This is a genomic window from Kosakonia sp. BYX6, from assembly GCF_038449125.1.
GTDB lineage: Bacteria > Pseudomonadota > Gammaproteobacteria > Enterobacterales > Enterobacteriaceae > Kosakonia > Kosakonia calanthes.
Genome location: NZ_CP151800.1, coordinates 859989 through 884890 on the forward strand (window position 1 = coordinate 859989; position 24902 = coordinate 884890).

The following is a 24902-nucleotide window of genomic DNA, read 5'->3' on the forward strand; positions in this document are numbered from 1 at the left end:
TTACTTATTAACCCCATTGCCAGCCTTTTTTGATGTCGCGCACATCCTGACACAAATAGTGACGGAAATTTTTCCTGGCAATGCGGCAAATACGTCTTTTTTATTTTGCATTTTCACCCCATTGTCGGTATAAAACGCCGCGCGCGGCTCACTAAAAAAAGCACACGGCATCCACGCTGTGTCGCCACTTCCAGCCGGGTTAAGCAGTGAATTTAATGGCTTGGGCTTGTCGCGGGTCGTCATGACTTGCGTGGAGGTGATACAAAATAATGAACCGCTGTTTTTCGCAGAATCAGTCGCGTCGTTCTGACGTGCGTTTATTCCCCGCAACCCGCATTTCTAATCTGCAATCCTGCCGATGTTATACCCATTTCGGCGCTTCTCAGGACTCCAGGGCCGGTAAGGCGTTGTGATAACTGAACAAGGGCTCTCCTGATCGTTCAGGAGTTTTCTCGTGGTTTCGCCGGACTGTCATACGCGAGTTCGGATACGTGTTTTACAATGATATGAATCAGAAACCGGTCGCACAGTCGGTGCTTCGACATATTATGTCGAAAAACAAGGCTGTTTATGGGTTGTTATCGCTATGTGTCACTGCGATAGTAGTCAACTATTTTGTCTCTGTAGCGCTTCACGTTGCCGCCCAAGGGCTGCGCGATGAGCACAGGGTATACACTTTCCTATATTGAGGTTCGCGATGTCTGACGACATGTCTTCGGTTTCGCCTTCGTCAGCAGGCGAACAAGGTGTACTACGTTCCATGCAGGAGGTTGCGATGAGCTCCCAGGAAGCCAGCAAGATGCTACGTACTTATAACATTGCCTGGTGGGGCAATAACTACTACGACGTCAACGAGCTGGGACACATCAGTGTTTGCCCGGATCCGGACGTTCCACAAGCCCGTGTCGACCTGGCGCAACTGGTTAAAGCACGTGAAGCGCAAGGGCAACGATTGCCTGCGCTGTTCTGCTTCCCGCAGATCCTGCAACACCGCCTGCGTTCGATTAACGCCGCCTTCAAACGTGCGCGTGAATCTTACGGCTACAACGGCGACTATTTCCTGGTTTATCCGATCAAGGTCAATCAGCACCGCCGCGTGATTGAGTCCCTGATTCATTCCGGCGAGCCGCTGGGCCTGGAAGCTGGTTCAAAAGCCGAGCTGATGGCGGTTCTCGCCCACGCGGGCATGACCCGTTCGGTGATCGTTTGTAATGGTTATAAAGACCGCGAATACATTCGTCTGGCGCTGATTGGCGAGAAGATGGGCCACAAGGTCTATCTGGTTATCGAGAAGATGACCGAAATCGCTATCGTGCTGGAAGAAGCCGAACGCCTGAACGTGGTACCGCGTCTCGGCGTGCGGGCGCGTCTGGCGTCGCAAGGTTCCGGCAAGTGGCAATCCTCCGGTGGCGAGAAATCGAAATTCGGACTCGCGGCCACTCAGGTGCTGCAACTGGTGGAAATCCTGCGCGAGCGCGGGCGTCTCGACAGCATTCAATTGCTGCACTTCCACCTCGGTTCGCAAATGGCCAACATTCGCGATATCGCCACTGGCGTGCGTGAATCCGCCCGTTTCTATGTTGAACTGCATAAGCTGGGCGTTAATATTCAGTGCTTCGACGTTGGCGGCGGTCTGGGCGTCGATTATGAAGGAACGCGCTCACAGTCTGACTGTTCCGTTAACTACGGTCTGAATGAATACGCCAATAACATCATTTGGGCGATTGGTGACGCGTGTGAAGAGAATGGCTTGCCGCACCCAACGGTGATTACCGAGTCCGGTCGCGCCGTGACGGCGCACCACACTGTGCTGGTGTCCAACATCATCGGCGTTGAGCGCAACGAATACACGCCAGCGGTTCCTCCAGACGAAGATGCGCCGCGCGCGCTGCAAAGCATGTGGGAAACCTGGCAGGAGATGCATGAGCCGGGCACGCGCCGTTCGCTGCGCGAATGGCTGCATGATAGCCAGATGGATCTGCACGATATTCATACTGGTTACTCTTCCGGCACCTTTAGCCTGCAAGAGCGCGCGTGGGCTGAACAACTTTATCTGAATATGTGCCACGAAGTGCAGAAGCAGCTCGACCCGAGCAACCGCGCGCACCGTCCGATTATCGACGAGTTGCAGGAGCGTATGGCGGACAAGATGTACGTCAACTTCTCGCTGTTCCAGTCGATGCCGGATGCGTGGGGTATCGATCAGTTATTCCCGGTATTGCCGCTGGAAGGCTTGAATCATGCGCCGGAACGCCGCGCGGTGTTGCTTGATATCACCTGTGATTCTGACGGTGCTATCGATCACTACGTGGATGGCGACGGTATTGCGACGACCATGCCGATGCCGGAATACGATCCAGAGAACCCGCCAATGCTGGGCTTCTTTATGGTCGGCGCTTATCAGGAAATACTCGGGAACATGCATAACCTGTTCGGTGATACCGAAGCAGTTGATGTCTTCGTCTTCCCGGATGGCAGCGTAGAAGTGGAGCTGTCTGACGAAGGGGACACCGTGGCGGACATGTTGCAGTATGTGCAACTTGATCCGAACAAACTGTTGACGCAGTTCCGCGATCAGGTGAAAGAAACCGGTCTGGACGATGCGCTGCAACAGCAGTTCCTGGAAGAGTTCGAAGCGGGTCTGTACGGTTACACGTATCTGGAAGATGAATAAGTCTTTCGCTAACCGTTAAGTTGTTACGAAATGAATCCCTTCCTCGCCATAGTGGCGCGGAAGGGATTTTTTTATCAGAACACGTTGAACGGGTATTCTGCGAAGAGGCGCACTTCGTTACCCCCGATGTTGTAATCGCTGGCATTGCTCGAGACGCGCAGTACGGAGTAACGCACTTTCAGTTTCAGATCTTTCGCCGGGCCATCCTGCACCTGGTACTGAATCTGGTTAAACCATTCATGCTCTTTACCGTTGCTGGTGGCGGCGGTTTTGATGTTATCACCACGCACGTAGGCGGTGGTCCAGCTCAGGCCAGGCAAGCCGAGACCGGCAAAATCCAGCCCGTAAGAAGCCTGCCATGAGCGCTCGTCTTCACCGTTAAAATCAGACCAGTAAGAGTTCGCCAGCCAAATGGTGTTGCCGCCATCGCCCACGCCGCCCTGATTCTGGTAGCTTCCGTAGTGATAGCCGGTGCTGCCGCTGCTCTGCTGGTACGCCAGTTTGAAGGTATGAATATCCCAGATATAGCTGGCGGCCAGGCTCCAGATGCTGTTACTGCGACCGGTATCCAGTTGCTGCGCGTAGCCCTGATCGAGGTGGGAATTGTAACCGTTGAAGTCGAGAACCAACTGCTGGCCGGTGCTGAACGGTTGTTTGAAGTTCAGGCCGAGGTATTGCTTGTTCAACACGTCTTCCAGATGAGAGGCGTACAGTGCGCCGCTGAACTGGTCGTTGAACTGGTAGCTCGCGCCGCCAAAGCTCAGGCTTTTCAGCCCACTGTTGTGGCTGTCGTCACTTTTGCGTTGTTCGTCGGTGAAGTAACCGGCGTTAACTTCCAGGCCATCAATCTCTTTCGAAGTCAGCATAGTGCCGGTGTAGCTTTCGAACAGCAGGCGGGAAGCGTCAGCATTAACAATGGGCAACTCCGGGCGCTGCGTACCGTAGCTCAGCACGGTGTTGGAGACGCGCATTTTGGCGGTTGCGCCAAATTTTGCTAAGTCGGATTTCGCTTTGCCATCGTTATCCTGCGCGAAGAAGTCGATGCCGCCCGCGCCGCTGCGTCCACGTCCGCCGTCAAGACGCACGCCATATTGCGCAATGCCATCTACGCCGAAGCCAACTGGCCCCTGAGTAAAGCCGGATTCAAATGTCGCGATAATGCCCTGGCCCCATTCTGCTTTATCATCGGCACCGCCGCGATAATCGCGATTAATATAGGCGTTGCGTAAAAGCACGTCTAAATGGCTGTCGTCAATAAAACCCTGGCTGGATGATTGCTGGCTGGCAAACGCGGGTGCGGTGGCGATAACGCCTAAAGCAATTAAGGATAATTTATTTTTCACTGGAGGAATTTCTCTGTCTGTCGAATATCATAGGGAATTACTGCGACACGGATAGTTACCCGAAACAGGCGTGAAAGCAATCCTTGCGTGATTCTTCTTAACTCACCGAAAGCCCCGGCTGGCGCGGAAATGTGTGTTTCCTTTGTTCATGGGTGGACTATTTTTTATTTGGCGATGTCGGCAATTTATCTGCCGGATAATATGTTCTTTGTCGCAATATCAAAATAAATCACTCTCACACCAGTTCTGAGAAAATAATAGCCTTTCGTTACTGTGATTAGTAATTAGCATTCTGTGCGTTTAATTTGCCAATTAATGCCGTTTAACGATGAGTTATATTTTTGAAAAGAAATCTGAAGAAGGGGAGGCAATATTGCCTCCCACACAATTATTTAATCCCGTCTGCGGCCATACGATCGCGAATATGCTGCGCGCGTTCTGCCGACGCCGGGTGATCGTCAAACATCGAACTTTGACGCCCTTCTTCCATTTTCGCCAGTTTTTCGAAACTGGTTGCCAGGCCCGATGGATTAATACCGCGTTTGCGCAACAGATCGTAAGAGTAGTCATCCGCTTCGGCTTCCTGACGTTGGGAGAACTGGGAATTCACCAATTGCTCGCCCAGCGCGCCAAGCTGCGATTGCGATAAGCTTCCTACCACACCGCCTGTTGCTGCTGCCGCAGCGCGTACCGCATTGGTACCCAGCGCGACCTGCATGCCTTTCTTCACGTGGCCGAGCGCAACGTGGCCCATTTCATGGCCAATTACCGCTTCGACTTCGTTATCGGTCATCATATCCATCAGCGCGCTATAGACGCGGATACAGCCGTTCGCCATCGCAAACGCGTTGACGTCTTTCGCCTCGTAAACTTTGTAATTCACTGGCTGACCGTTGATGTTGTCACCAAGCGCGGCGGCTATTTTGCTCAGGCGTTTGCTGTATGCACTGCTCGCTGGCGCGATAGTCGCTTTGCTATCCATCTGTTTACAGGCGTCGTCGCTGAGGGTTTTAACTTGTTCATCACTCAAGTTATAGGCCTGGAAAGCTTCCGCGCCCGAACTGAGAAAACCGCTGGAGTCCATGTTTTGGCAACCAGCAAGTAAGGTTGTCATTCCCAGAGCAAGCAAAGCTGGGCGAATTTTCATTAGTTATCTTCCGCAATGGTTGAGTCATTATTTTGTTCATTCACGGGCTCGGACGAACCTGTGGTGAGGCTAAGTATAAGGAAGAGAATGACGGGCGGGCGATAAGTTTGCGCAACTTGCGAGCAGCTTCCAGAGATTTCTGAAGCGCAAAAGGATGCTCCATGTACATGGTTAGCCGCTTGGGTTACATTGTTGGCACTTTTTTCCGGCGTAGCCCAAAACGCGCTGTCGTCAAGTCGTTACGGGAATAGCCCTTAACATTCCGATCTGGAGTCAAAATGTCCTCACGTAAAGAGCTTGCCAATGCTATTCGTGCGCTGAGCATGGACGCGGTACAGAAAGCCAAATCCGGTCACCCGGGTGCCCCGATGGGCATGGCTGACATCGCCGAAGTCCTGTGGCGTGATTTCCTGAACCACAACCCGACAAACCCGTCCTGGGCTGACCGCGACCGCTTTGTGCTGTCCAACGGCCACGGCTCGATGCTGATTTACAGCCTGCTGCACCTCACCGGCTACGACCTGCCCGTTGAAGAGCTGAAAAACTTCCGCCAGCTGCACTCAAAAACCCCGGGCCACCCGGAAGTCGGTTACACCGCGGGCGTGGAAACCACCACCGGTCCGCTGGGGCAGGGCATTGCCAACGCCGTGGGCATGGCGATTGCCGAAAAGACCCTGGCCGCGCAGTTCAACCGCCCGGGCCACGACATTGTTGACCACTTCACCTATGCCTTTATGGGCGACGGCTGCATGATGGAAGGCATCTCCCATGAAGTCTGCTCGCTGGCCGGGACGCTGAAGCTCGGCAAACTGGTGGCGTTCTATGACGACAACGGCATCTCCATCGACGGCCACGTGGAAGGCTGGTTCACCGACGACACCGCAAAACGCTTCGAAGCCTACGGCTGGCACGTGGTGCGCGGCGTGGACGGTCATGACGCGGACGCCATCAAACGCGCGGTGGAAGAGGCGCGCAGCGTGACCGACAGACCGTCGCTGCTGATGTGCAAAACCATCATCGGCTTCGGCTCGCCGAACAAGGCCGGCACCCACGACGCCCACGGTGCGCCGCTGGGCGACGCGGAAATCGCGCTGACCCGCGAACAGCTTGGCTGGCAGCACGCGCCGTTTGAGATTCCGTCTGAAATCTACGCGCAGTGGGATGCGAAGGAAGCCGGTCAGGCGAAAGAGTCCGCCTGGAACGAAAAATTCGCTGCTTACGCGAAAGCCTTCCCGCAGGAAGCCGCTGAGTTCACCCGCCGCATGAAGGGTGAGATGCCGGAAGACTTCGCCGCGAAGGCGAACGACTTCATTGCGAAACTGCAGGCGAACCCGGCGAAAATCGCCAGCCGCAAGGCCTCGCAGAACGCCATCGAAGCCTTCGGCCCGCTGCTGCCGGAGTTCCTCGGCGGCTCTGCTGACCTGGCGCCGAGCAACCTGACCCTGTGGTCCGGTTCGAAAGCGATTAATGAAGACACCGCAGGCAACTACATTCACTACGGCGTGCGCGAATTCGGCATGACGGCGATTGCCAACGGCATCGCCCTGCACGGCGGTTTCCTGCCGTACACCTCCACCTTCCTGATGTTTGTTGAATACGCGCGTAACGCGGTGCGTATGGCGGCGCTGATGAAACAGCGCCAGGTGCTGGTCTACACCCATGACTCCATCGGTCTGGGCGAGGACGGCCCGACGCACCAGCCGGTGGAGCAGGTGGCTTCCCTGCGCCTGACCCCGAACGTCAGCACCTGGCGTCCGTGCGACCAGGTGGAATCGGCGGTGGCGTGGAAATCTGGTGTGGAGCGCCACGACGGCCCGACCGCGCTGATTCTGTCGCGCCAGAACCTGGCCCAGCAGGCGCGTACCGGACAGCAGCTGGCGGATATCGCCCGCGGCGGGTACGTGCTGAAGGACTGCGACGGTCAGCCGCAGGTGATTTTCATCGCCACCGGTTCAGAAGTGGAACTGGCGGTGGCCGCCGGGGAGCGTCTGTCCGGCGAAGGTGTGAAAGTGCGCGTGGTTTCCATGCCGTCCACCGACACGTTCGATAAGCAGGATGCGGCGTACCGTGAATCCGTGCTGCCGAAAGCGGTGAGCGCACGCGTTGCCATCGAAGCCGGCATTGCTGATTTCTGGTACAAGTACACCGGCCTGAACGGCGCGGTGGTCGGCATGACCACCTTCGGTGAATCGGCGCCGGCGGAACTGCTGTTCGAAGAGTTCGGCTTTACCGTCGACAACGTGGTCGCAAAAGCGAAAGCGCTGCTGTAATCGCTGCTGCCCGGTTTACCGGGCTTGCGTACGCACGTCATCCGGCAATAAAAGCCACATCTGATATGCAGATCGCTAATAAACCGGGCATTCCGCCCGGTTTTTTTCGTCCATTATTCTTCCTGTCGTTATTCATTATTCCTGCGAAAGTGTGATGCAAGTCAGATTACTGGCGAAACCGTCTGGGCAATCATTCCTTTTATTCCATGTTTCGCTTATTCTAGCTGAAGCGTTTCAGTCGATTAAATGTTCGACAAATAACCAAACAGACGCAGTTTAAGATAGGTGAGGATTCCCCTTCGGTGGTGGCTGGATTACTCTGTCATCCACTTCAGGCGGCTAGCCTTGCAGGAGAGTTATGACCGTACGCATAGCGATTAATGGTTTCGGTCGCATCGGGCGCAACGTGGTTCGTGCTTTATATGAATCCGGGCGTCGTGCGGAAATCACCGTGGTGGCAATCAATGAACTGGCCGATGCCGTGGGCATGGCGCACTTATTGAAATATGACACCAGCCACGGACGTTTTGCCTGGGATGTTCGCCAGGAGCGTGAACAACTGTTTGTCGGTGACGACGTTATTCGCATTCTGCATGAGCGCTCCATTGCGGCGCTGCCCTGGCGCGAGCTGGGCGTGGATGTGGTGCTTGATTGCACTGGCGTTTTTGGCAACCGAGCGGATGGCGAGGCGCATCTGGCGGCGGGCGCGAAAAAAGTGCTCTTTTCCCATCCTGGCAGCAACGATCTCGATGCGACGGTTGTTTTCGGCGTAAATCAAAACATGCTACGTTCTGACGATTGCATCGTCTCCAACGCCTCCTGCACGACAAACTGTATTATTCCGGTGATTAAACTGCTCGACGATGCTTACGGTATTGAGTCGGGAACGGTGACAACAATCCACTCGGCGATGCATGACCAGCAAGTGATTGACGCCTACCACCCCGATCTCCGCCGTACTCGCGCAGCCAGCCAATCCATTATCCCGGTGGATACCAAACTGGCGGCAGGCATCACACGAATTTTCCCGCAGTTTAACGACAGATTCGAAGCAATCGCGGTGCGCGTGCCAACAATTAACGTCACCGCGATTGATTTAAGCGTTACGGTGAAAAAACCGGTAAAAGCCAGTGAAGTCAATGCGTTGCTGCAAAAAGCAGCGCAGGGAACATTTCATGGTATAGTTGACTATACGGAATTACCGTTGGTTTCAACCGATTTTAACCACGATCCGCATAGCGCCATCGTTGATGGTACCCAGACGCGGGTCAGTGGTGCGCACCTTATTAAAACCCTTGTGTGGTGCGACAACGAATGGGGCTTTGCTAACCGAATGCTCGACACGACGTTAGCAATGGCGGCTATAGGTTTCAGGTAAGGCGCAGTTGCGTCTGCAAAACTTTAAGAATCAACGAGAGGATTCACCATGTCTGTAATTAAGATGACCGATCTGGATCTGGCAGGTAAACGCGTTCTTATCCGTGCGGATCTGAACGTGCCGGTTAAAGAAGGGAAAGTGACCAGTGATGCGCGTATCCGTGCTTCTCTGCCGACCATCGAACTGGCTCTGAAACAAGGTGCTAAAGTGATGGTAACTTCTCACTTGGGTCGTCCGACCGAAGGCGAGTACAACGAAGAATTCTCTCTCCTGCCGGTTGTTAACTACCTGAAAGATAAACTCTCTAACCCGGTTCGTCTGGCGAAAGATTACCTGGATGGCGTTGAAGTTGCCGCAGGTGAGTTGGTCGTTCTGGAAAACGTTCGCTTTAACAAAGGCGAGAAGAAAGACGACGAAGCGCTGGCAAAAAAATACGCTGCACTGTGTGACGTTTTTGTCATGGACGCCTTCGGTACCGCGCACCGCGCACAGGCTTCTACTCACGGCGTAGGTAAATTCGCTGACATCGCTTGCGCAGGCCCGCTGTTGGCAGACGAACTGGACGCGCTGGGTAAAGCGCTGAAAGAACCGGCTCGTCCGATGGTTGCTATCGTGGGTGGTTCTAAAGTTTCCACTAAACTGACCGTTCTGGATTCCCTGTCCAAAATTGCTGACCAGCTGATCGTTGGTGGCGGTATCGCCAACACCTTCGTTGCCGCACAAGGCCACAACGTCGGCAAATCCCTATACGAAGCAGATCTGGTTGACGAAGCAAAACGTCTGCTGAGCACGTGCGATATTCCGGTTCCGACCGACGTTCGTGTTGCAACCGAGTTTTCCGAGTCTGCAACTGCCACGCTGAAATCCGTTGTTGACATCAAAGATGATGAGCAAATTCTGGATTTGGGCGATGTTTCTGCCCAGAAACTGGCTGAAATCCTGAAAAACGCCAAAACTATTCTGTGGAATGGTCCGGTTGGTGTATTCGAATTCCCGAACTTCCGCAAAGGGACTGAAATCGTGGCTAACGCTATCGCAGACAGCGACGCGTTCTCCATCGCTGGCGGTGGCGACACCCTGGCCGCTATCGACCTGTTCGGTATCTCTGACAAGATTTCCTACATCTCCACTGGCGGCGGCGCATTCCTCGAATTCGTGGAAGGCAAAGTTCTGCCGGCAGTCGCCATGCTCGAAGAGCGTGCTAAGAAGTAAGCTTGTTCAGGCGGGGTAATCCCGCCTGTTTTCCAAAACGATTCAATTGTTGCTCCAAATAATTTGCGTTGCCCCACAGCTAACACGCTGGCAGCACGAGTTATGACGAGCAGAAACGGCCGAAGATACAGGACTACGTAACATGTCTAAAATTTTTGATTTCGTAAAACCTGGCGTGATCACTGGTGATGACGTTCAGAAAGTGTTCCAGGTAGCTAAAGAAAACAACTTTGCTCTGCCAGCTGTAAACTGCGTGGGTACTGACTCCATTAACGCCGTTCTGGAAGCTGCAGCGAAAGTTAAAGCGCCTGTTATTGTTCAGTTCTCTAACGGCGGTGCTGCATTTATCGCGGGTAAAGGCGTGAAAACCGACGTTCCTCAGGGCGCGGCGATTCTGGGCGCAATCTCTGGTGCGCATCACGTTCACCAGATGGCAGAACATTACGGTGTGCCGGTAATTCTGCACACTGACCACTGCGCGAAAAAACTGCTGCCGTGGATCGACGGTCTGCTGGATGCGGGTGAAAAACACTTTGCCGCTACCGGCAAACCGCTGTTCTCTTCTCACATGATTGACCTGTCCGAAGAGTCTCTGGAAGAGAACATTGAGATCAGCTCCAAATACCTGGCGCGCATGGCCAAAATGGGCATGACGCTGGAAATCGAACTGGGTTGCACCGGTGGCGAAGAAGACGGCGTAGACAACAGCCACATGGACGCTTCTGCACTGTACACTCAGCCGGAAGACGTTGATTACGCTTACACCAAACTGAATGCAATCAGCCCGCGTTTCACCATCGCTGCTTCCTTCGGTAACGTACACGGCGTTTACAAACCGGGTAACGTAAAACTGACCCCGACTATCCTGCGTGATTCTCAGGAATATGTTTCCAAAAAACATAACCTGCCGCATAACAGCCTGAACTTCGTGTTCCATGGCGGTTCCGGTTCTTCCGCTCAGGAAATCAAAGACTCCGTCAGCTACGGCGTTATCAAAATGAACATCGATACCGACACCCAATGGGCAACCTGGGAAGGTATCCTGAAGTACTATCAGGAAAACGAAGGCTACCTGCAGGGCCAACTGGGCAACCCGAAAGGCGCAGATCAGCCGAACAAAAAATACTACGACCCGCGTGTATGGCTGCGTGCAGCGCAGACCAGCATGGTGGCTCGTCTGGAACAGGCTTTCAAAGAACTGAACGCAGTAGACGTTCTGTAATTTGCGCCTCGTTTCGCTAAAAAGGCCCGCAAAATGCGGGCCTTTTTTTATTGGGAATTCAACAAGCTGTCGACAGCACAAAGTGTGATCAACTTGGCGAAAACGCCGCTTTTTGTTTACCCTTTAGGAATCTGCCCTTGCTGTAAGGGGCGTTTTTCCCGTTTTGGAACACTATAAGGAAGCACGAATGGAAGATCTTAACGTTGTCGACAGCATCAACAACGCAGGCTCCTGGCTGGTGAATAACCAGGCGCTGCTGTTGAGCTATGCCGTTAATATCGTAGCGGCTATCGCAATCATCATTATCGGTATGATTGTGGCGCGCATCATCTCGAATACCGTTAACCGTTTGATGCGTGCAAGACATATTGACGCGACCGTGGCGGATTTTCTCTCTGCGCTGGTGCGCTACGCTATCATCGCCTTTACCTTAATTGCCGCGCTGGGGCGCGTGGGCGTGCAGACTGCCTCAGTGATCGCCGTACTCGGTGCAGCCGGTCTGGCGATTGGTCTGGCACTACAAGGTTCACTCTCTAACCTGGCGGCTGGCGTTCTGCTGGTTACCTTCCGTCCATTCCGCTCTGGTGAGTATGTCGATTTGGGCGGCGTTGCTGGGACGGTGTTACAGGTGCAGATTTTCTCCACCACCATGCGCACCGTGGATGGTCGTATCGTGGTTATCCCAAATGGCAAAATCATCGCGGGCAATATCGTTAACTTCTCTCGCGAGCCGGTGCGCCGCAACGAGTTCATTATCGGCGTGGCCTACGATTCTGATATCGACAAGGTCAGAAAAATTCTGACCGAGATTATTCAGGCCGATGACCGCATTATCAAAGACCGTGAGATGACGGTGCGCCTGAACGAACTGGGGCCATCTTCCATCAATTTTGTGGTGCGCGTCTGGAGCAACAGTGGCGATCTGCAAAACGTGTATTGGGATGTATTGGAACTGGTTAAGCGCCGTTTCGATGAAAATGGCATTAGCTTCCCCTATCCGCAAATGGACGTGAATTTCAAACGCGTCAAAGAGACGGTCGAGCAATAAGCAATAAATGAAGAGGTCGGCACTACCGACCTTTTTTACGCACCTTGCTATTAGCAATTCTGATTGATGATTAAAATTATCAATTTCCTCTAATGATTTCTGCGCGCTATAGTCAGCTTCCTGAAACAACTTTTGACAGGAAATGGTGTGTTATCTTTTTATTTTCAAGGTCTTATGCTTGGCGCTGCGTTGATTCTTCCCCTTGGTCCACAAAATGCATTTGTGATGAACCAGGGGATCCGCAGGCAGTATCACATCATGACCGCGTTGCTTTGCACCGTGAGCGATGCGCTGCTGATCTGTGCGGGCGTGTTTGGTGGCAGCGCGCTGCTGATGCAGTCGCCGTGGCTGTTGGCGCTGGTCACGTGGGGTGGCGTGGCGTTTCTGCTGTGGTACGGTTTTGGCGCGCTGAAAACGGCGTTGCGCAGCAACATCGAACTGGCGAGCGCAGAAGTGTTACGTCAGGGGCGTTGGCGCATTATCGCCACCATGCTGGCGGTCACCTGGCTGAACCCGCATGTCTATCTCGACACCTTTGTGGTGCTCGGCAGCTTGGGTGGCCAGTTGGCTGCAGAGCCGAAGCGTTGGTTCGCGCTGGGTACGATTAGCGCCTCTTTCCTGTGGTTCTTTAGCCTGGCGTTGCTCGCGGCATGGCTGGCCCCACGTTTGCGCACCGCAAAAGCCCAACGGGTAATCAACACGCTGGTTGGCCTGGTGATGTGGTTTATCGCGTTGAAATTAGCGCGTGAAGGCGTGCACCATTTGCAGGGATTATTCAGTTAAGGTAAGTCCGATGGACAATTGGTGCCAGGGCGCTAAGCTTGCTGCCAGGCGTCCGCGCACCTGGACGCATTTAAGCAACATGGAGGAGCAGCTGTGAAATATAAAGTGATAGCCCTGGCGGCAATGGTGGGTTTAAGCACAATGGCGGTTCAGGCAAATGAATTGCCGGATGGTCCGCACATTGTCACGACGGGCACGGCAAGCGTGGATGCGACCCCGGACATCGCCACTCTGGCGATCGAAGTCAACGTCGCCGCCAAAGACGCAGCCTCTGCCAAAAAACAGGCGGATGACCGCGTTGCGCAATACCTTAGCTTTCTTGAGCAAAACGGCATCGCCAGGAAAGACATCAATTCCGCTAACTTACGCACACAACCCGATTACGATTACCAGAATGGCAAAAGCATTCTGAAAGGTTACCGCGCTGTGCGCACCGTAGAAGTGACCTTGCGTGAACTGGATAAACTCAATTCACTGTTGGATGGCGCGCTGAAAGCGGGGCTGAACGAAATTCGCTCCGTCTCGCTTGGCGTGGCGAAACCGGAGTCCTTCAAAGATAAAGCCCGCAAAGCGGCAATCGATGATGCGACCCGCCAGGCGCAGCAATTGGCTACCGGTTTTGATGCCAAACTCGGCCCGGTTTACAGCATTCGTTACCACGTTTCCAATTATCAGCCGAGCCCGATGGTTCGCATGATGAAAGCGGATGCGCCAGCGCCGGCTTCCGCACAGGAAACCTACGAGCAACCGACAATTCAGTTTGATGATCAAGTTGATGTAGTGTTCCAGCTTGAGCCTTCCCAGGCTCAGCAACAGACCGCGACTGCTGCGAAGTAATCTTCCAACCCTCTCTTCCCCGCGGGGAGAGGGTTTCTTCTTAATCCTGCCGTAACACCCTGTGTCCAAACTCCAGCAGCGCGTCGGTGACGTTGCGCATCATCCGGCTTTCAGGCGCAAAGCGGTGCCAGTACAGCATGCGACGCTGAAACAAGCCCGGCGTCAGATCGATCAGATCGCCGCTGTTCAACTCTTTTTCAATTTGCAGATGCGGGATCATGCAGCAGGTTGTGCCCTGGCGAGCCAGTTGCACGAAGGCTTCGGACGAGTTCACGATATGGCAAGGCACGCTGCCTGGCGGCAAATCGAAGTACTGCTGTAAAAAGGCCTGATGCATATCGTCGAGATGGTCAAACGCAACGGCGGGCGCTTTCAGCAATGCCGAGCGGGTGACGCCATTAGGGAAATAGCGCTCTGCAAACTCTTTCGACCCGACAAACAGGTAGTCCAGCGCACCCAGTTGATCGACAAGGCAGCTCGGCAGCGCCTGTGGCTGAATACTGACCGCGCCAACGACTTCACCACGACGCAGGCGTTCCTGGGTGCGGGTTTCATCTTCCACTTGCAGGTTCAGGCGGATAGGAGAGTCTGCGAGCACCGGAGCCAGCGCAGGCAGCAACCAGGTTGCCAGACTGTCGGCATTGACCGCCAGCGAAAGCAGCAACGGCGTGGAGCCAGTTTGCTCGTCACCCAGCCACTCTTCCTCCAGCAATTCGACTTGACGCAACAGCGCCAGCAATTTTTGCCCTTGCTCGGTTGGGCGCGGCGGCACGGTGCGCACCAGCAGGGGCTGACCGAACATGTTCTCAAGCTGTTTAATTCGCTGCGACACGGCGGACTGTGTAATACATAACTTTTGGGCGGCACGCTCAAAACCACGTTCGCGAATAACCGCATCAAGCGCTTGTAGTGTTCTGTAGTCCGGACGTTTCATTGCTCGGGCAGTCTCCTGAAAAATAGTACCCCGCACTATGACATAAATTTTTAATTGTTACAGACGAAATTGGCTGTCTCGTAATGTGACACTGGTCACAGGGACATTTGGGGGTGGGCTGTTCTATAATGCGCCTGAAATTTCACACCACAGGCGAACGACCATGACGCAGGATGAACTCAAAAAAGCAGTGGGCTGGGCAGCACTCAAGTATGTTGAACCCGGCACTATTGTCGGCGTAGGCACCGGCTCCACCGCTGCACACTTTATTGACGCGCTGGGCACCATGAAAGGCCAGATTGAAGGCGCGGTTTCCAGCTCGGATGCCTCCACCGCAAAATTGAAAAGCCTTGGTATTACCGTTTTCGATCTCAATGAAGTGGACCGTCTCGGCATCTACGTTGATGGTGCTGATGAAATCAACGACCAGATGCAGATGATCAAAGGCGGCGGCGCGGCGCTGACGCGCGAGAAAATCATCGCCTCGGTGGCGGATAAGTTTATCTGTATCGCAGATGCCACCAAAGAAGTGCCGATTCTCGGCAAATTCCCATTGCCGGTCGAAGTCATCCCAATGGCGCGTAGCGCAGTCGCTCGCACATTAGTCAAATTGGGCGGCCGCCCGGAGTATCGTCAGAATGTGGTGACGGATAACGGTAACGTGATTCTGGATGTCTTCGGTCTGGAAATCATCGACCCTGTGGCGCTGGAAGACAGCATTAACGCGATTCCTGGTGTCGTCACTGTAGGGTTATTCGCCCGGCGTGGAGCGGATGTTGCACTGATCGGCACCGCCGACGGCGTTAAAACCATAGTGAAATGATCTGATGGGGAGGCGATAGCCTCCCTGCAAAAAATCCGCGAACGGCAAATTTGGTGATATCTGTCACGTTTCTATGCCTCTTCTGCTATCCCTGCCGCCAGCGTCTGCTTTCCCAGCATTTTTATCTGCCTTTTCCCTCTGTATGACAATTCTTCAGATACCTGACGCAAACGTTCATATTGCCGCAATAGTTTTTTTTGATATGTTGATTCACGCGGTTTGCATTTTGCACAACATCACAGTCAAGACAAAACAGGGTCGGGTAAATGGCAAAGGTATCACTGGAGAAAGACAAGATTAAATTTCTGCTCGTCGAAGGGGTGCACCAGAAAGCGGTCGAAAGCCTCCGTGCGGCGGGTTATAACAACATTGAATTTCACAAAGGCGCGCTGGACACTGCGCAACTGAAAGAGTCCATCCGTGATGCTCACTTTATTGGCCTGCGATCCCGTACTCAACTGACTGAAGATGTCATCGCCGCGGCGGAAAAATTGGTTGCTATCGGTTGCTTCTGTATCGGCACCAACCAGGTAAACCTGGACGCTGCCGCGAAACGCGGTATTCCGGTATTCAACGCTCCCTTCTCTAACACGCGTTCCGTGGCGGAACTGGTCATCGGCGAGCTATTGCTGCTAATGCGCGGTATTCCGGAAGCGAACGCCAAAGCGCACCGTGGCATTTGGAATAAGCTGGCGGTCGGCTCTTATGAAGCGCGCGGTAAAAAACTGGGGATTATCGGTTACGGCCACATCGGTACGCAGCTGGGTATCCTCGCCGAATCGCTGGGCATGCATGTTTTCTTTTACGATATCGAAAACAAGCTTCCGCTGGGCAACGCCACGCAAGTTCAACACCTTTCCGATCTGTTGAACATGAGCGATGTCGTAAGCCTGCATGTGCCGGAAAATGCGTCGACGAAAGATATGATTGGTGCAGAAGAGCTGGCGCTGATGAAGCCGGGCGCGCTGCTGATCAACGCCGCGCGTGGTACTGTGGTTGATATCCCGGCGCTGTGCGATGCGCTGAAACGCAAGCACTTGGCCGGTGCGGCGATCGACGTGTTCCCGACAGAACCGGCGACCAACAGCGATCCGTTCGATTCCCCGCTGTGCGAATTTGATAACGTGTTGCTGACGCCGCATATCGGCGGTTCGACGCAGGAAGCGCAGGAAAACATCGGTCTGGAAGTGGCGGGCAAACTGGCGAAATACTCCGATAACGGTTCAACGCTCTCAGCGGTGAATTTTCCGGAAGTTTCCCTGCCGTTGCACGGCGGTCGCCGTCTGCTGCATATCCACGAAAACCGCCCGGGCGTGCTGACCGCGCTCAACCAAATCTTCGCCAGCCAGAACATCAACATTGCAGCGCAGTATCTGCAAACCACGCCGTATATGGGCTATGTGGTCGTTGACATTGAAGCGGATGAAGACGTGGCGCAGAAAGCGCTGCAAAGTATGAAAGCCATTCCGGGTACTATTCGCGCCCGTCTGCTGTACTGATAAGCATTGAAATGTTCCTCTCCCGTCCGGGAGGGGAACGTCTACCATTCCCATACTTTTGACGGCGTAACCACTGCAGGCAGCGGGATATCCCATTTCTCTACCGGCAACGCTTCCACGCCCTGGCAATCATGCGCGTAACCGACCGGTTGCAGGCCATATTCGCGCCAGTTTTGTAAGGTACGATCGTAAAAACCGCCACCCATTCCCAGTCGTTGCCCTTGCTCATCAAAAGCGACCAGCGGCGTAATCAACACATCAAGCTGGCTCAGCGGTAAGACATCAAGGACATCCAGTTTAGGCTCCTGAATTCTCAGGCGGTTGATCACCAATTGACTGCGCGGATGGTAGTGCAAAAAGAGCAGATTACCGGGGCTAAAAGGATGCAGAACCGGCAGGTAAACCCGTTTGCCGCTGCGCCAGAGTTGATCAATCAGCGGTTGCGTGTCGAGTTCGCCATCAAAAGAGAGAAAAAGTGCTACGGTGTGGGCCATCACAACGGGGGGCCAGGCCATCATCCGGGCGGCGGCTCGCTCAGCAAAATGTACCTGCTGTTCGCTGGTTAACGCGCGTCGGCGTTGACGAATGATTTTGCGGATTTCTTGTCGTGACGAGGGTAAATCAGGAAGTTGCGTCATGGTGGTAGTAGATAAAGAAGGGAATCTCCGAGATGCCGCCGCAGGCTGTAACCCTTGAACCCTTGGTTCAAGGTGAATGCGTCGTCATAGTTTTAAGGCTTCTCGGACGGACCGAGCATGCTCACCAACCATGGATCGCCACATTCTTGTGGTATGAAATATCGGCTCAGGGGACTGGCCCGCTTGCAAACATCTCAGAGAAATTTTTAACTTCACGGTCACTCTACCATAGTTGACCCTGAAGCGTTATTCAAACTTCGGCCCCGGCCTTTCTGTTATGCGACCCTGATCAAGCAATGCTTGTTCGATGGTCTGCTGTAACATCCGAATACGCTGTTCCATGCTGGCGGCGTATTCACGGGTTTTTGCCTTTTCCTGAGTCAGCTCATAGCTGATATTCAGCGCAGCGATAAACACCAACTGCTCAGTATTTGTGACTCTAGTGCGTACCTTCAGATCTTGCAACCGCTGATTCAGATCTTCCGCAGCCTGATTCAGCGCATCTCGCTGTTCAGGTGGGCAGTTCACTCGTAGTGAACGGCCAAAAATTTGGATATCGACGGGTTGTGCAGACATGCCACCTTCCTGCTGTTTGACTGCGCTCTGCCTTCGCATTCGAGCCCTGGGCTGCGAAGGGGCGACACTATAAGCGACCCTGGCAGGTGCTTTCAAGTTTTTTGCGTCTATACCTTAAGTAAACTGCGTGCATGCAAAGGCATGTAACGTGAACCATCACGGGTATATCACCAGGGACCAAAGTGGTAGCATACCATGAATATTCCCCCCAACGACGACGAATGCGCATGTCTATACAGAACGAAATACCTGGTTACAACGACGTAGGCCAGTTACTCAACCAACAAGGCGTGGGATTGCTTCCTGCTGAAATGCACGGGCTTATCGCGGGGATGCTCTGCGGCGGAAACAAAGACAGTTCATGGCAGCCGTTGCTACATGATTTAACCAACGAAGGGTTAGCGTTCGGTCACGAGCTGGCGCAGGCGCTGCGTAATATGCACGCCGCTACCAGTGACTCGCTGGAAGACGACGGTTTCCTGTTTCAGCTCTATCTGCCGGATGGCGACGACGTCAGCGTGTTTGACCGTGCCGACGCGCTGGCCGGTTGGGTAAACCATTTCCTGCTGGGCCTGGGCGTTACGCAGCCGAAGCTCGACAAAGTCAGCGGTGAAACCGGCGAAGCCATCGATGATTTGCGCAACATCGCGCAACTCGGTTATGACGAAGACGAAGATCAGGAAGAGCTGGAAATGTCCCTCGAAGAGATCATCGAATACGTCCGCGTCGCGGCGCTCTTGTGCCACGATACATTCACGCGCCAGCAACTGACCGCGCCGGAAGTGCGTAAACCCACGTTACATTAATTCGAATTCGCAAATGGAGGTGTCATGACACAGCTTGAGTTTCTCCGTCGTCGTCAGGCTTTACTGGCGCAGATGGTTCCGGGCAGCGCAGCGTTAATCTTCGCCGCACCGGAAGCAACCCGCAGCGCAGACAGTGAATACCCTTATCGCCAGCACAGCGATTTCTGGTATTTCACCGGTTTTAACGAGCCGGAAGCGGTGCTGGTGCTGATCAAGAGTGATGACACCCACAACCACAGCGTGCTGTTTAACCGCGTGCGCGACAAAACGGCTGAAATCTGGTTTGGCCGCCGTCTCGGTCAGGACGCCGCGCTGGAAAAACTCGGCGTTGACCGTGCGCTGGCCTTTCCGGAAATCAACGAACATCTCTACCAACTGCTCAATGGGCTTGTTGCGGTTTATCACGCGCAGGGCGAGTTCGCCTATGCCGACACCATCGTCTTTACTGCGCTGGATAAGCTGCGCAAAGGCTCGCGACAGAACCTTAGCGCCCCGGCAACGATGACCGACTGGCGGCCTATCGTGCATGAGATGCGTCTGTTTAAATCCGCTGAAGAAATTGACGTGATGCGCCGTGCCGGTGAGATCTCCGCGCTGGCGCACACAAGAGCGATGCAAGCGTGCCGTCCAGGCATGTTTGAATACCAACTGGAAGGCGAGATCCACCACGAGTTTAACCGCCACGGCGCGCGTTTTCCGTCCTATAACACCATCGTTGGGTCAGGGGAAAACGGCTGCATCCTGCATTACACGGAAAACGAAAGCCAGATGCGCGATGGCGATCTGGTGCTGATTGACGCTGGTTGCGAATACAAAGGTTACGCCGGGGATATCACCCGGACTTTCCCGGTTAACGGCAAATTTACCCCCGCACAGCGCGAAATTTACGACATTGTGCTGGCCTCCCTCGACCGTGCGCTTGAGCTGTTCCGCCCTGGAACATCGATTCAGGCGGTGACCGGCGAAGTGGTGCGCATCATGATCACCGGGCTGGTGGATCTGGGCATTTTGCAGGGAGAAGTCGATGAGCTGGTGGCAGAAAACGCCCATCGTCCGTTCTTTATGCATGGTCTGAGCCACTGGCTGGGGCTGGATGTGCATGATGTCGGTGTTTACGGCCAGGACCGCTCCCGTGAACTGGCGCCAGGCATGGTGTTGACTATCGAACCGGGTCTTTATATCGCGCCAGATGCCGATGTTCCGGAGCAGTATCGCGGCATCGGTATTCGTGTGGAAGATGACATTGTCATCACAGAAACCGGCAACGAGAACCTCACCGCCAGCGTGGTGAAAAACGCGGACGATATCGAGGCCTTGATGGCGGCAGCGCGTTCATGAGTGTGATTATCGCTGGCGGCGGCATGGCCGGCGCAACGCTTGCGCTGGCGATTTCCCATCTGACTCAAGGCAAACTTGCCGTTCATTTGGTGGAAGCGAACGCACCTGGCGCGCTGGATCATCCGGGCTTTGATGCCCGTGCGATTGCGCTCGCGGCGGGAACCTGCCAGCAGCTGGCGCGTGTCGGCATCTGGCAGGCGCTCGCCTCCTGCGCGACAGCGATTTCTACCGTGCATGTTAGTGACCGTGGACACGCGGGTTTCGTGACGCTGGATGCTGAAGATTATCGCATCGACGCGCTCGGCCAGGTGGTTGAGTTGCAGGATGTCGGGCAGCGGCTGTTTAAGCTGTTGCAAGACGCGCCTGGCGTCACGCTGCATTGTCCTGCCCGGGTCAGTCGTTTTACCCGCGATGAGCAACGTGTGACGGTGACGCTGGAAAATGGCGAACAACTGGCGGGTGAACTGCTGGTCGCGGCGGACGGTTCTCGCTCGGCGATTGCCGGGCAACTGGGTATTAACTGGCAGCAATCGCCTTATCACCAGGCGGCGGTGATCGCCAATGTCACCACGGCCGTTGCCCATCAGGGCCGCGCTTTTGAACGCTTCACCGAACACGGCCCGCTGGCGATGTTACCGATGTCGCAAGGGCGCTGTTCGCTGGTGTGGTGTCATCCGCTGGAAAATCAGCAGCAGGTTGCGAGCTGGTCTGATGAACGGTTCTGCCATGAGCTGCAAAAAGCGTTCGGCTGGCGTTTGGGGCGTATCTTGCACGCCGGCAAACGCAGCGTGTACCCGCTGACGCTAACCACCACGTCTTCTCCCGTTTCGCACCGCGCAGTATTGGTCGGCAATGCCGCACAGACGCTGCATCCTATCGCCGGGCAGGGGTTTAACCTCGGCATGCGTGACGTGATAACGCTGGCGGAAACGCTGGCAGAGGCATGGGCGGAGCAGGGCGATGTCGGCAGTTACCCGGTGCTGATGCGTTATCGCCATCGTCGGCAGGCGGATAAACGCGCCACCATTGGCGTGACCGACGGGCTGGTGCATCTGTTCGCCAACCGCTGGGCACCGCTGGTTGTCGGGCGTAATGTCGGGCTGATGTCTATGGAATTATTTACACCAGCGCGCGATGTGCTGGCGCAACGAACCCTCGGTTGGGTCGCCCGTTAAGGATCAAAGGAGCTAAGAGTGCAGAGTGTTGATGTTGCGATTGTGGGCGGCGGCATGGTGGGTTTAGCGCTGGCCTGTGGGTTGCAGGGCAGTGGGTTACGCGTCGCGGTGCTGGAGCAGACGGTACCAGAGCCGCTGGATCAAGACGCGCCTCCGGCGTTGCGCGTGTCGGCCATTAACGCCGCCAGCGAAAAGCTGCTGACGCACCTTGGCGTCTGGTCGAACATCATCGCCCGGCGCGTGGGCCGTTACCACGGCATGGAAGTGTGGGAAAAAGACAGTTTCGGTCGCATCACTTTTGATGACCAGAGCATGGGCTACGACCATCTTGGCTACATTATTGAAAATGCGTTGATTCACCAGGCGCTGTGGGAAAAAGCCCAGCAGTGCAAGGATGTCACGCTCATCGCCCCGGCGGAACTTCAGCAGGTGGCATGGGGTGAGAACGACGCGTTTCTGACCCTGAAAGATGGCACCATGTTAACCGCCCGGCTGGTGGTGGGCGCAGATGGCGCAAACTCCTGGCTGCGTAACAAAGCGGATATTCCGCTGACCTTCTGGGATTATCACCACTACGCGCTGGTGGCGACGATCCGCACCGAAGAACCCCATCAGGCCGTGGCGCGCCAGGTGTTCCATAACGACGGCATTCTGGCTTTTCTGCCGCTCAGCGATCCGCATTTGTGCTCCATCGTCTGGTCGCTGCCGCCGGAGCAAGCGAAAGCGATGCAACAGGCAAGCGATGACGAGTTCAATCAGGCGCTGTGCGTTGCTTTTGATAACCGTCTTGGTCTGTGCGAGGTGCAGAGCGAACGTCAGGTTTACCCGTTAACCGGGCGCTATGCGCGCCAGTTCGCCGGACATCGTCTGGCGCTGGTGGGCGACGCCGCACACACCATTCATCCATTAGCAGGGCAGGGGGTGAACCTCGGTTTTATGGATGTGGCGGAACTGATTACCGAACTGCGCCGTTTAAGCCGTGAAGGCAAAGACATTGGCCAGCATCTTTACTTGCGCCGCTACGAGCGTAGCCGCAAACACAGCGCGGCGGTAATGCTGGCGAGCATGCAAGGTTTTCGCGAACTCTTTGCCGGCACCCACCCGGCGAAAAAGCTGCTGCGTGATATCGGCCTGAAACTGGCCGATACCCTTCCCGGTGTTAAAACCCAGTTATTACGTCAGGCGCTGGGTCTTAATGACTTGCCTGAGTGGTTACGTTAACTGCGTCACACTTTCCCTTCCCGTCCTCGGGAAGGGCTCCTTCCTCCTCATTTGAAATAATCTAATTTCACGCTATTTTTCGGATTAGATTTTCTCATGTCGCGTTTTTCTTATAGTGGAAATTTCCACTCTTAAATGGTGTGAAATCCTGATTCTCATCGTAATGAGCGTACATTACTGACGGCTTATTGTTCTTAAATGGCATTCACCCAGAATTTTACTCTGTGGTTATCTTTGGCTTGAATGGTCATAAGCTAATGTGATGACCCATTTTCTCTTATGGTTTACTGCCGCTTTCGGTGATAAGTTCAGACGAAAGAGAACGTTTGCGTCGACGTCTGAAAAGGCGTCGGCACTGGTTTTTTGGGCGCACCTGGCGCTGCAAAACACGTGATAGCTCAGCTTATTCGACGAGGAAAAGATGGCTCAGCAGACCCCTTTATTTGAACAACACACGTCAAGCGGTGCCCGCATGGTGGATTTCCATGGCTGGATGATGCCGCTGCATTACGGCTCGCAAATCGATGAGCACCACGCGGTGCGAACCGATGCCGGAATGTTTGATGTGTCGCACATGACCATCGTTGACCTCAAAGGCAGCCGCACCCGCGAGTTTCTGCGTTATTTACTGGCAAATGACGTCGCGAAACTGACCAAACCGGGTAAAGCGCTTTATACCGGCATGTTAAATGCCTCCGGCGGCGTGATTGATGACCTGATCGTCTACTACTTCACTGAAGATTTCTTCCGCCTCGTTGTTAACTCCGCCACCCGCGAAAAAGACCTCTCCTGGATTTCCCAACACGCTGAACCTTTCTCCATCGACATCACCGTGCGTGATGATTTGTCGCTGATTGCGGTGCAAGGCCCGCATGCGCAAGAGAAAGCCGCGCGCCTGTTTAGCGATGAACAACGCAATGCTGTTGCGGGCATGAAACCCTTCTTTGGTGTCGAAGCCGGCGATCTGTTTATTGCCACTACCGGTTATACCGGCGAAGCCGGATATGAAATTGCGCTGCCGAATGAAAAAGCGGCCGGCTTCTGGCAGGAACTGCTGAACGCAGGTGTAAAACCTTGCGGTCTGGGCGCGCGCGATACGCTGCGTCTGGAAGCGGGCATGAACCTGTACGGCCAGGAGATGGATGAAGGTATTTCCCCGCTGGCGGCCAATATGGGCTGGACTATCGCCTGGGAGCCGCAGGATCGTGAATTCATCGGTCGTGAAGCCCTGGAACAACAGCGCGAAAAAGGCCCCGAGCAACTGGTGGGTCTGGTGATGACCGACAAAGGCGTGCTGCGCAATGAGCTGTCGGTGCAGTTCACCGACGCGCAAGGCACTGTGCAAAAAGGCGTGATCACCAGCGGAACATTCTCGCCGACGCTTGGCTACAGTATTGCGCTGGCGCGTGTGCCGGCGGGTATCGGCGAAACGGCCATTGTGCAGATCCGTAACCGCGAAATGCCAGTGAAAGTCACTAAACCTGTTTTTGTGCGTGCCGGCAAAGCCGTCGCGTAACCTATTGTTTTGGAGAGAATACGATGAGCAATGTACCAGGCGATCTGAAATACAGTAAAGAACACGAGTGGCTGCGCAAAGAAGCAGACGGCAGCTATACCGTTGGCATCACTGAACACGCGCAGGAACTGCTGGGCGATATGGTGTTTGTTGACCTGCCGGAAGTCGGTGCGACCGTAAGCGCAGGCGATGATTGCGCCGTTGCCGAATCCGTAAAAGCGGCCTCGGATATCTACGCACCGATCAGCGGCGAAGTCGTCGCAGTTAACGAAAGCCTGAATGACTCGCCGGAGCTGGTAAACAGCGAGCCGTATGGCGAAGGTTGGATCTTTAAAATCAAAGCCAGCGACGAAGCGGAAGTTGCCGCCCTGTTGGATGCGACAGGTTATTCCGCGCTGTTAGAAGACGAATAACGTTGTGCCGGATGGCACTGCGTTTATCCGGCCTACAGGTTGACGTAGG

General features: G+C 54.6%; 24 protein-coding genes and 1 other RNA gene. 18 read left to right on the plus strand and 7 right to left on the minus strand.

The window, feature by feature from the left end:
• Complete coding sequence (locus AAEY27_RS04055; RefSeq protein WP_342323640.1) at positions 1-243, minus strand: hypothetical protein; 243 nt, start codon at positions 241-243, stop codon at positions 1-3.
• 26 nt (positions 244-269) lie between these two features.
• On the opposite strand from AAEY27_RS04055, the gene AAEY27_RS22390 reads away from it, so the two are divergent.
• The 3 genes from AAEY27_RS22390 to speA all read left to right on the plus strand — a co-directional run bounded on the left by AAEY27_RS22390 (position 270) and on the right by speA (position 2674).
• Positions 270-413 (plus strand): hypothetical protein, encoded by a 144-nt coding sequence (locus AAEY27_RS22390; RefSeq protein ID WP_425294654.1) that lies wholly within the window; start codon positions 270-272, stop codon positions 411-413.
• 135 nt (positions 414-548) lie between these two features.
• The gene (locus tag AAEY27_RS22395) at positions 549-689 is read left to right on the plus strand and encodes a hypothetical protein (protein ID WP_425294669.1); all 141 of its coding nucleotides are present in this window, start codon (positions 549-551) and stop codon (positions 687-689) included.
• Between the two features lie 8 nt (positions 690-697).
• Positions 698-2674: a biosynthetic arginine decarboxylase gene (speA, locus tag AAEY27_RS04065; protein WP_342323641.1), complete on the plus strand. Its 1977-nt coding sequence runs from the start codon at positions 698-700 to the stop codon at positions 2672-2674.
• Between the two features lie 74 nt (positions 2675-2748).
• On the opposite strand, the gene AAEY27_RS04070 is transcribed toward speA, so the two are convergent.
• Both AAEY27_RS04070 and AAEY27_RS04075 read right to left on the minus strand, forming a co-directional pair.
• Positions 2749-4017 carry an OprD family outer membrane porin gene (locus AAEY27_RS04070; RefSeq protein WP_342323642.1) on the minus strand — a complete coding sequence of 423 codons (1269 nt, stop codon included), beginning with the start codon at positions 4015-4017 and terminating at the stop codon, positions 2749-2751.
• 388 nt (positions 4018-4405) lie between these two features.
• Positions 4406-5164 (minus strand): M48 family metallopeptidase, encoded by a 759-nt coding sequence (locus AAEY27_RS04075; RefSeq protein WP_342323643.1) that lies wholly within the window; start codon positions 5162-5164, stop codon positions 4406-4408.
• A gap of 278 nt (positions 5165-5442) precedes the next feature.
• Between AAEY27_RS04075 and tkt the strand changes: the two genes are divergently transcribed.
• The 7 genes from tkt (at position 5443) to AAEY27_RS04110 (ending at position 13914) form a co-directional block, all read left to right on the plus strand.
• Positions 5443-7434, plus strand: a complete 1992-nt coding sequence (gene tkt / locus AAEY27_RS04080; protein ID WP_342323644.1) for a transketolase — start codon at positions 5443-5445, stop codon at positions 7432-7434.
• Positions 7435-7792: 358 nt separating this feature from the next.
• The gene (epd, locus tag AAEY27_RS04085; RefSeq protein WP_342323645.1) at positions 7793-8812 is read left to right on the plus strand and encodes an erythrose-4-phosphate dehydrogenase; all 1020 of its coding nucleotides are present in this window, start codon (positions 7793-7795) and stop codon (positions 8810-8812) included.
• Between the two features lie 48 nt (positions 8813-8860).
• Positions 8861-10024, plus strand: a complete 1164-nt coding sequence (pgk, locus tag AAEY27_RS04090; RefSeq protein ID WP_342323646.1) for a phosphoglycerate kinase — start codon at positions 8861-8863, stop codon at positions 10022-10024.
• A 142-nt stretch (positions 10025-10166) separates the two neighbouring features.
• Positions 10167-11246 carry a class II fructose-bisphosphate aldolase gene (gene fbaA, locus AAEY27_RS04095; protein ID WP_342323647.1) on the plus strand — a complete coding sequence of 360 codons (1080 nt, stop codon included), beginning with the start codon at positions 10167-10169 and terminating at the stop codon, positions 11244-11246.
• 187 nt (positions 11247-11433) lie between these two features.
• Positions 11434-12294, plus strand: coding sequence for a small-conductance mechanosensitive channel MscS (gene mscS / locus AAEY27_RS04100; RefSeq protein WP_342323648.1), 861 nt, complete (start codon positions 11434-11436; stop codon positions 12292-12294).
• A 147-nt stretch (positions 12295-12441) separates the two neighbouring features.
• Positions 12442-13077 carry an arginine exporter ArgO gene (gene argO / locus AAEY27_RS04105; protein WP_342323649.1) on the plus strand — a complete coding sequence of 212 codons (636 nt, stop codon included), beginning with the start codon at positions 12442-12444 and terminating at the stop codon, positions 13075-13077.
• Between the two features lie 93 nt (positions 13078-13170).
• Positions 13171-13914, plus strand: a complete 744-nt coding sequence (locus tag AAEY27_RS04110; protein ID WP_342323650.1) for an oxidative stress defense protein — start codon at positions 13171-13173, stop codon at positions 13912-13914.
• A gap of 40 nt (positions 13915-13954) precedes the next feature.
• Here AAEY27_RS04110 and argP read toward each other — a convergent pair whose 3' ends face one another.
• Entirely contained in the window at positions 13955-14848 is an 894-nt protein-coding gene (gene argP / locus AAEY27_RS04115; protein ID WP_342323651.1) for a DNA-binding transcriptional regulator ArgP, read from the minus strand.
• 163 nt (positions 14849-15011) lie between these two features.
• Between argP and rpiA the strand changes: the two genes are divergently transcribed.
• Both rpiA and serA read left to right on the plus strand, forming a co-directional pair.
• Positions 15012-15671, plus strand: a complete 660-nt coding sequence (gene rpiA / locus AAEY27_RS04120) for a ribose-5-phosphate isomerase RpiA (RefSeq protein ID WP_342323652.1) — start codon at positions 15012-15014, stop codon at positions 15669-15671.
• A 266-nt stretch (positions 15672-15937) separates the two neighbouring features.
• Positions 15938-17170, plus strand: a complete 1233-nt coding sequence (serA, locus tag AAEY27_RS04125) for a phosphoglycerate dehydrogenase (RefSeq protein ID WP_342323653.1) — start codon at positions 15938-15940, stop codon at positions 17168-17170.
• A gap of 41 nt (positions 17171-17211) precedes the next feature.
• Here the strand turns inward: serA and AAEY27_RS04130 are convergent, their stop codons facing one another.
• From AAEY27_RS04130 to zapA, 3 genes are all read right to left on the minus strand, one after another.
• Positions 17212-17808 carry a 5-formyltetrahydrofolate cyclo-ligase gene (locus tag AAEY27_RS04130; protein ID WP_342323654.1) on the minus strand — a complete coding sequence of 199 codons (597 nt, stop codon included), beginning with the start codon at positions 17806-17808 and terminating at the stop codon, positions 17212-17214.
• Between the two features lie 20 nt (positions 17809-17828).
• A non-coding RNA gene (ssrS, locus tag AAEY27_RS04135) (6S RNA) lies at positions 17829-18012 on the minus strand.
• A 42-nt stretch (positions 18013-18054) separates the two neighbouring features.
• The gene (gene zapA / locus AAEY27_RS04140) at positions 18055-18384 is read right to left on the minus strand and encodes a cell division protein ZapA (protein ID WP_017457603.1); all 330 of its coding nucleotides are present in this window, start codon (positions 18382-18384) and stop codon (positions 18055-18057) included.
• A 227-nt stretch (positions 18385-18611) separates the two neighbouring features.
• On the opposite strand from zapA, the gene AAEY27_RS04145 reads away from it, so the two are divergent.
• The 6 genes from AAEY27_RS04145 (at position 18612) to gcvH (ending at position 24853) form a co-directional block, all read left to right on the plus strand.
• Positions 18612-19190: a YecA family protein gene (locus AAEY27_RS04145; protein WP_342323655.1), complete on the plus strand. Its 579-nt coding sequence runs from the start codon at positions 18612-18614 to the stop codon at positions 19188-19190.
• Between the two features lie 24 nt (positions 19191-19214).
• Positions 19215-20528, plus strand: a complete 1314-nt coding sequence (gene pepP, locus AAEY27_RS04150) for a Xaa-Pro aminopeptidase (protein ID WP_342323656.1) — start codon at positions 19215-19217, stop codon at positions 20526-20528.
• The gene (ubiH, locus tag AAEY27_RS04155) at positions 20525-21703 is read left to right on the plus strand and encodes a 2-octaprenyl-6-methoxyphenyl hydroxylase (RefSeq protein WP_342323657.1); all 1179 of its coding nucleotides are present in this window, start codon (positions 20525-20527) and stop codon (positions 21701-21703) included. Before pepP ends, ubiH begins: the two co-directional genes overlap by 4 nt.
• Before the next feature lie 18 nt (positions 21704-21721).
• A complete protein-coding gene (gene ubiI / locus AAEY27_RS04160; protein WP_342323658.1) occupies positions 21722-22924 on the plus strand; it encodes an FAD-dependent 2-octaprenylphenol hydroxylase in 1203 nt (400 codons plus the stop codon).
• 421 nt (positions 22925-23345) lie between these two features.
• The gene (gene gcvT, locus AAEY27_RS04165; RefSeq protein WP_342323659.1) at positions 23346-24440 is read left to right on the plus strand and encodes a glycine cleavage system aminomethyltransferase GcvT; all 1095 of its coding nucleotides are present in this window, start codon (positions 23346-23348) and stop codon (positions 24438-24440) included.
• A gap of 23 nt (positions 24441-24463) precedes the next feature.
• Positions 24464-24853, plus strand: coding sequence for a glycine cleavage system protein GcvH (gene gcvH / locus AAEY27_RS04170; RefSeq protein ID WP_342323660.1), 390 nt, complete (start codon positions 24464-24466; stop codon positions 24851-24853).
• Positions 24854-24902 lie beyond the last annotated feature (49 nt).

Bases quoted from the DNA above. Each gene is read 5' to 3' on its own strand.
- AAEY27_RS04055 (WP_342323640.1), bottom strand. From the start codon at position 243: ATGACGACCCGCGACAAGCCCAAGCCATTAAATTCACTGCTTAACCCG.
- AAEY27_RS22390 (WP_425294654.1), top strand. From the start codon at position 270: ATGAACCGCTGTTTTTCGCAGAATCAGTCGCGTCGTTCTGACGTGCGT.
- AAEY27_RS22395 (WP_425294669.1), top strand. From the start codon at position 549: ATGTCGAAAAACAAGGCTGTTTATGGGTTGTTATCGCTATGTGTCACT.
- speA (WP_342323641.1), top strand. From the start codon at position 698: ATGTCTGACGACATGTCTTCGGTTTCGCCTTCGTCAGCAGGCGAACAA.
- AAEY27_RS04075 (WP_342323643.1), bottom strand. From the start codon at position 5,164: ATGAAAATTCGCCCAGCTTTGCTTGCTCTGGGAATGACAACCTTACTT.
- tkt (WP_342323644.1), top strand. From the start codon at position 5,443: ATGTCCTCACGTAAAGAGCTTGCCAATGCTATTCGTGCGCTGAGCATG.
- epd (WP_342323645.1), top strand. From the start codon at position 7,793: ATGACCGTACGCATAGCGATTAATGGTTTCGGTCGCATCGGGCGCAAC.
- pgk (WP_342323646.1), top strand. From the start codon at position 8,861: ATGTCTGTAATTAAGATGACCGATCTGGATCTGGCAGGTAAACGCGTT.
- fbaA (WP_342323647.1), top strand. From the start codon at position 10,167: ATGTCTAAAATTTTTGATTTCGTAAAACCTGGCGTGATCACTGGTGAT.
- mscS (WP_342323648.1), top strand. From the start codon at position 11,434: ATGGAAGATCTTAACGTTGTCGACAGCATCAACAACGCAGGCTCCTGG.
- argP (WP_342323651.1), bottom strand. From the start codon at position 14,848: ATGAAACGTCCGGACTACAGAACACTACAAGCGCTTGATGCGGTTATT.
- rpiA (WP_342323652.1), top strand. From the start codon at position 15,012: ATGACGCAGGATGAACTCAAAAAAGCAGTGGGCTGGGCAGCACTCAAG.
- serA (WP_342323653.1), top strand. From the start codon at position 15,938: ATGGCAAAGGTATCACTGGAGAAAGACAAGATTAAATTTCTGCTCGTC.
- AAEY27_RS04130 (WP_342323654.1), bottom strand. From the start codon at position 17,808: ATGACGCAACTTCCTGATTTACCCTCGTCACGACAAGAAATCCGCAAA.
- zapA (WP_017457603.1), bottom strand. From the start codon at position 18,384: ATGTCTGCACAACCCGTCGATATCCAAATTTTTGGCCGTTCACTACGA.
- AAEY27_RS04145 (WP_342323655.1), top strand. From the start codon at position 18,612: ATGTCTATACAGAACGAAATACCTGGTTACAACGACGTAGGCCAGTTA.
- pepP (WP_342323656.1), top strand. From the start codon at position 19,215: ATGACACAGCTTGAGTTTCTCCGTCGTCGTCAGGCTTTACTGGCGCAG.
- ubiH (WP_342323657.1), top strand. From the start codon at position 20,525: ATGAGTGTGATTATCGCTGGCGGCGGCATGGCCGGCGCAACGCTTGCG.
- gcvT (WP_342323659.1), top strand. From the start codon at position 23,346: ATGGCTCAGCAGACCCCTTTATTTGAACAACACACGTCAAGCGGTGCC.
- gcvH (WP_342323660.1), top strand. From the start codon at position 24,464: ATGAGCAATGTACCAGGCGATCTGAAATACAGTAAAGAACACGAGTGG.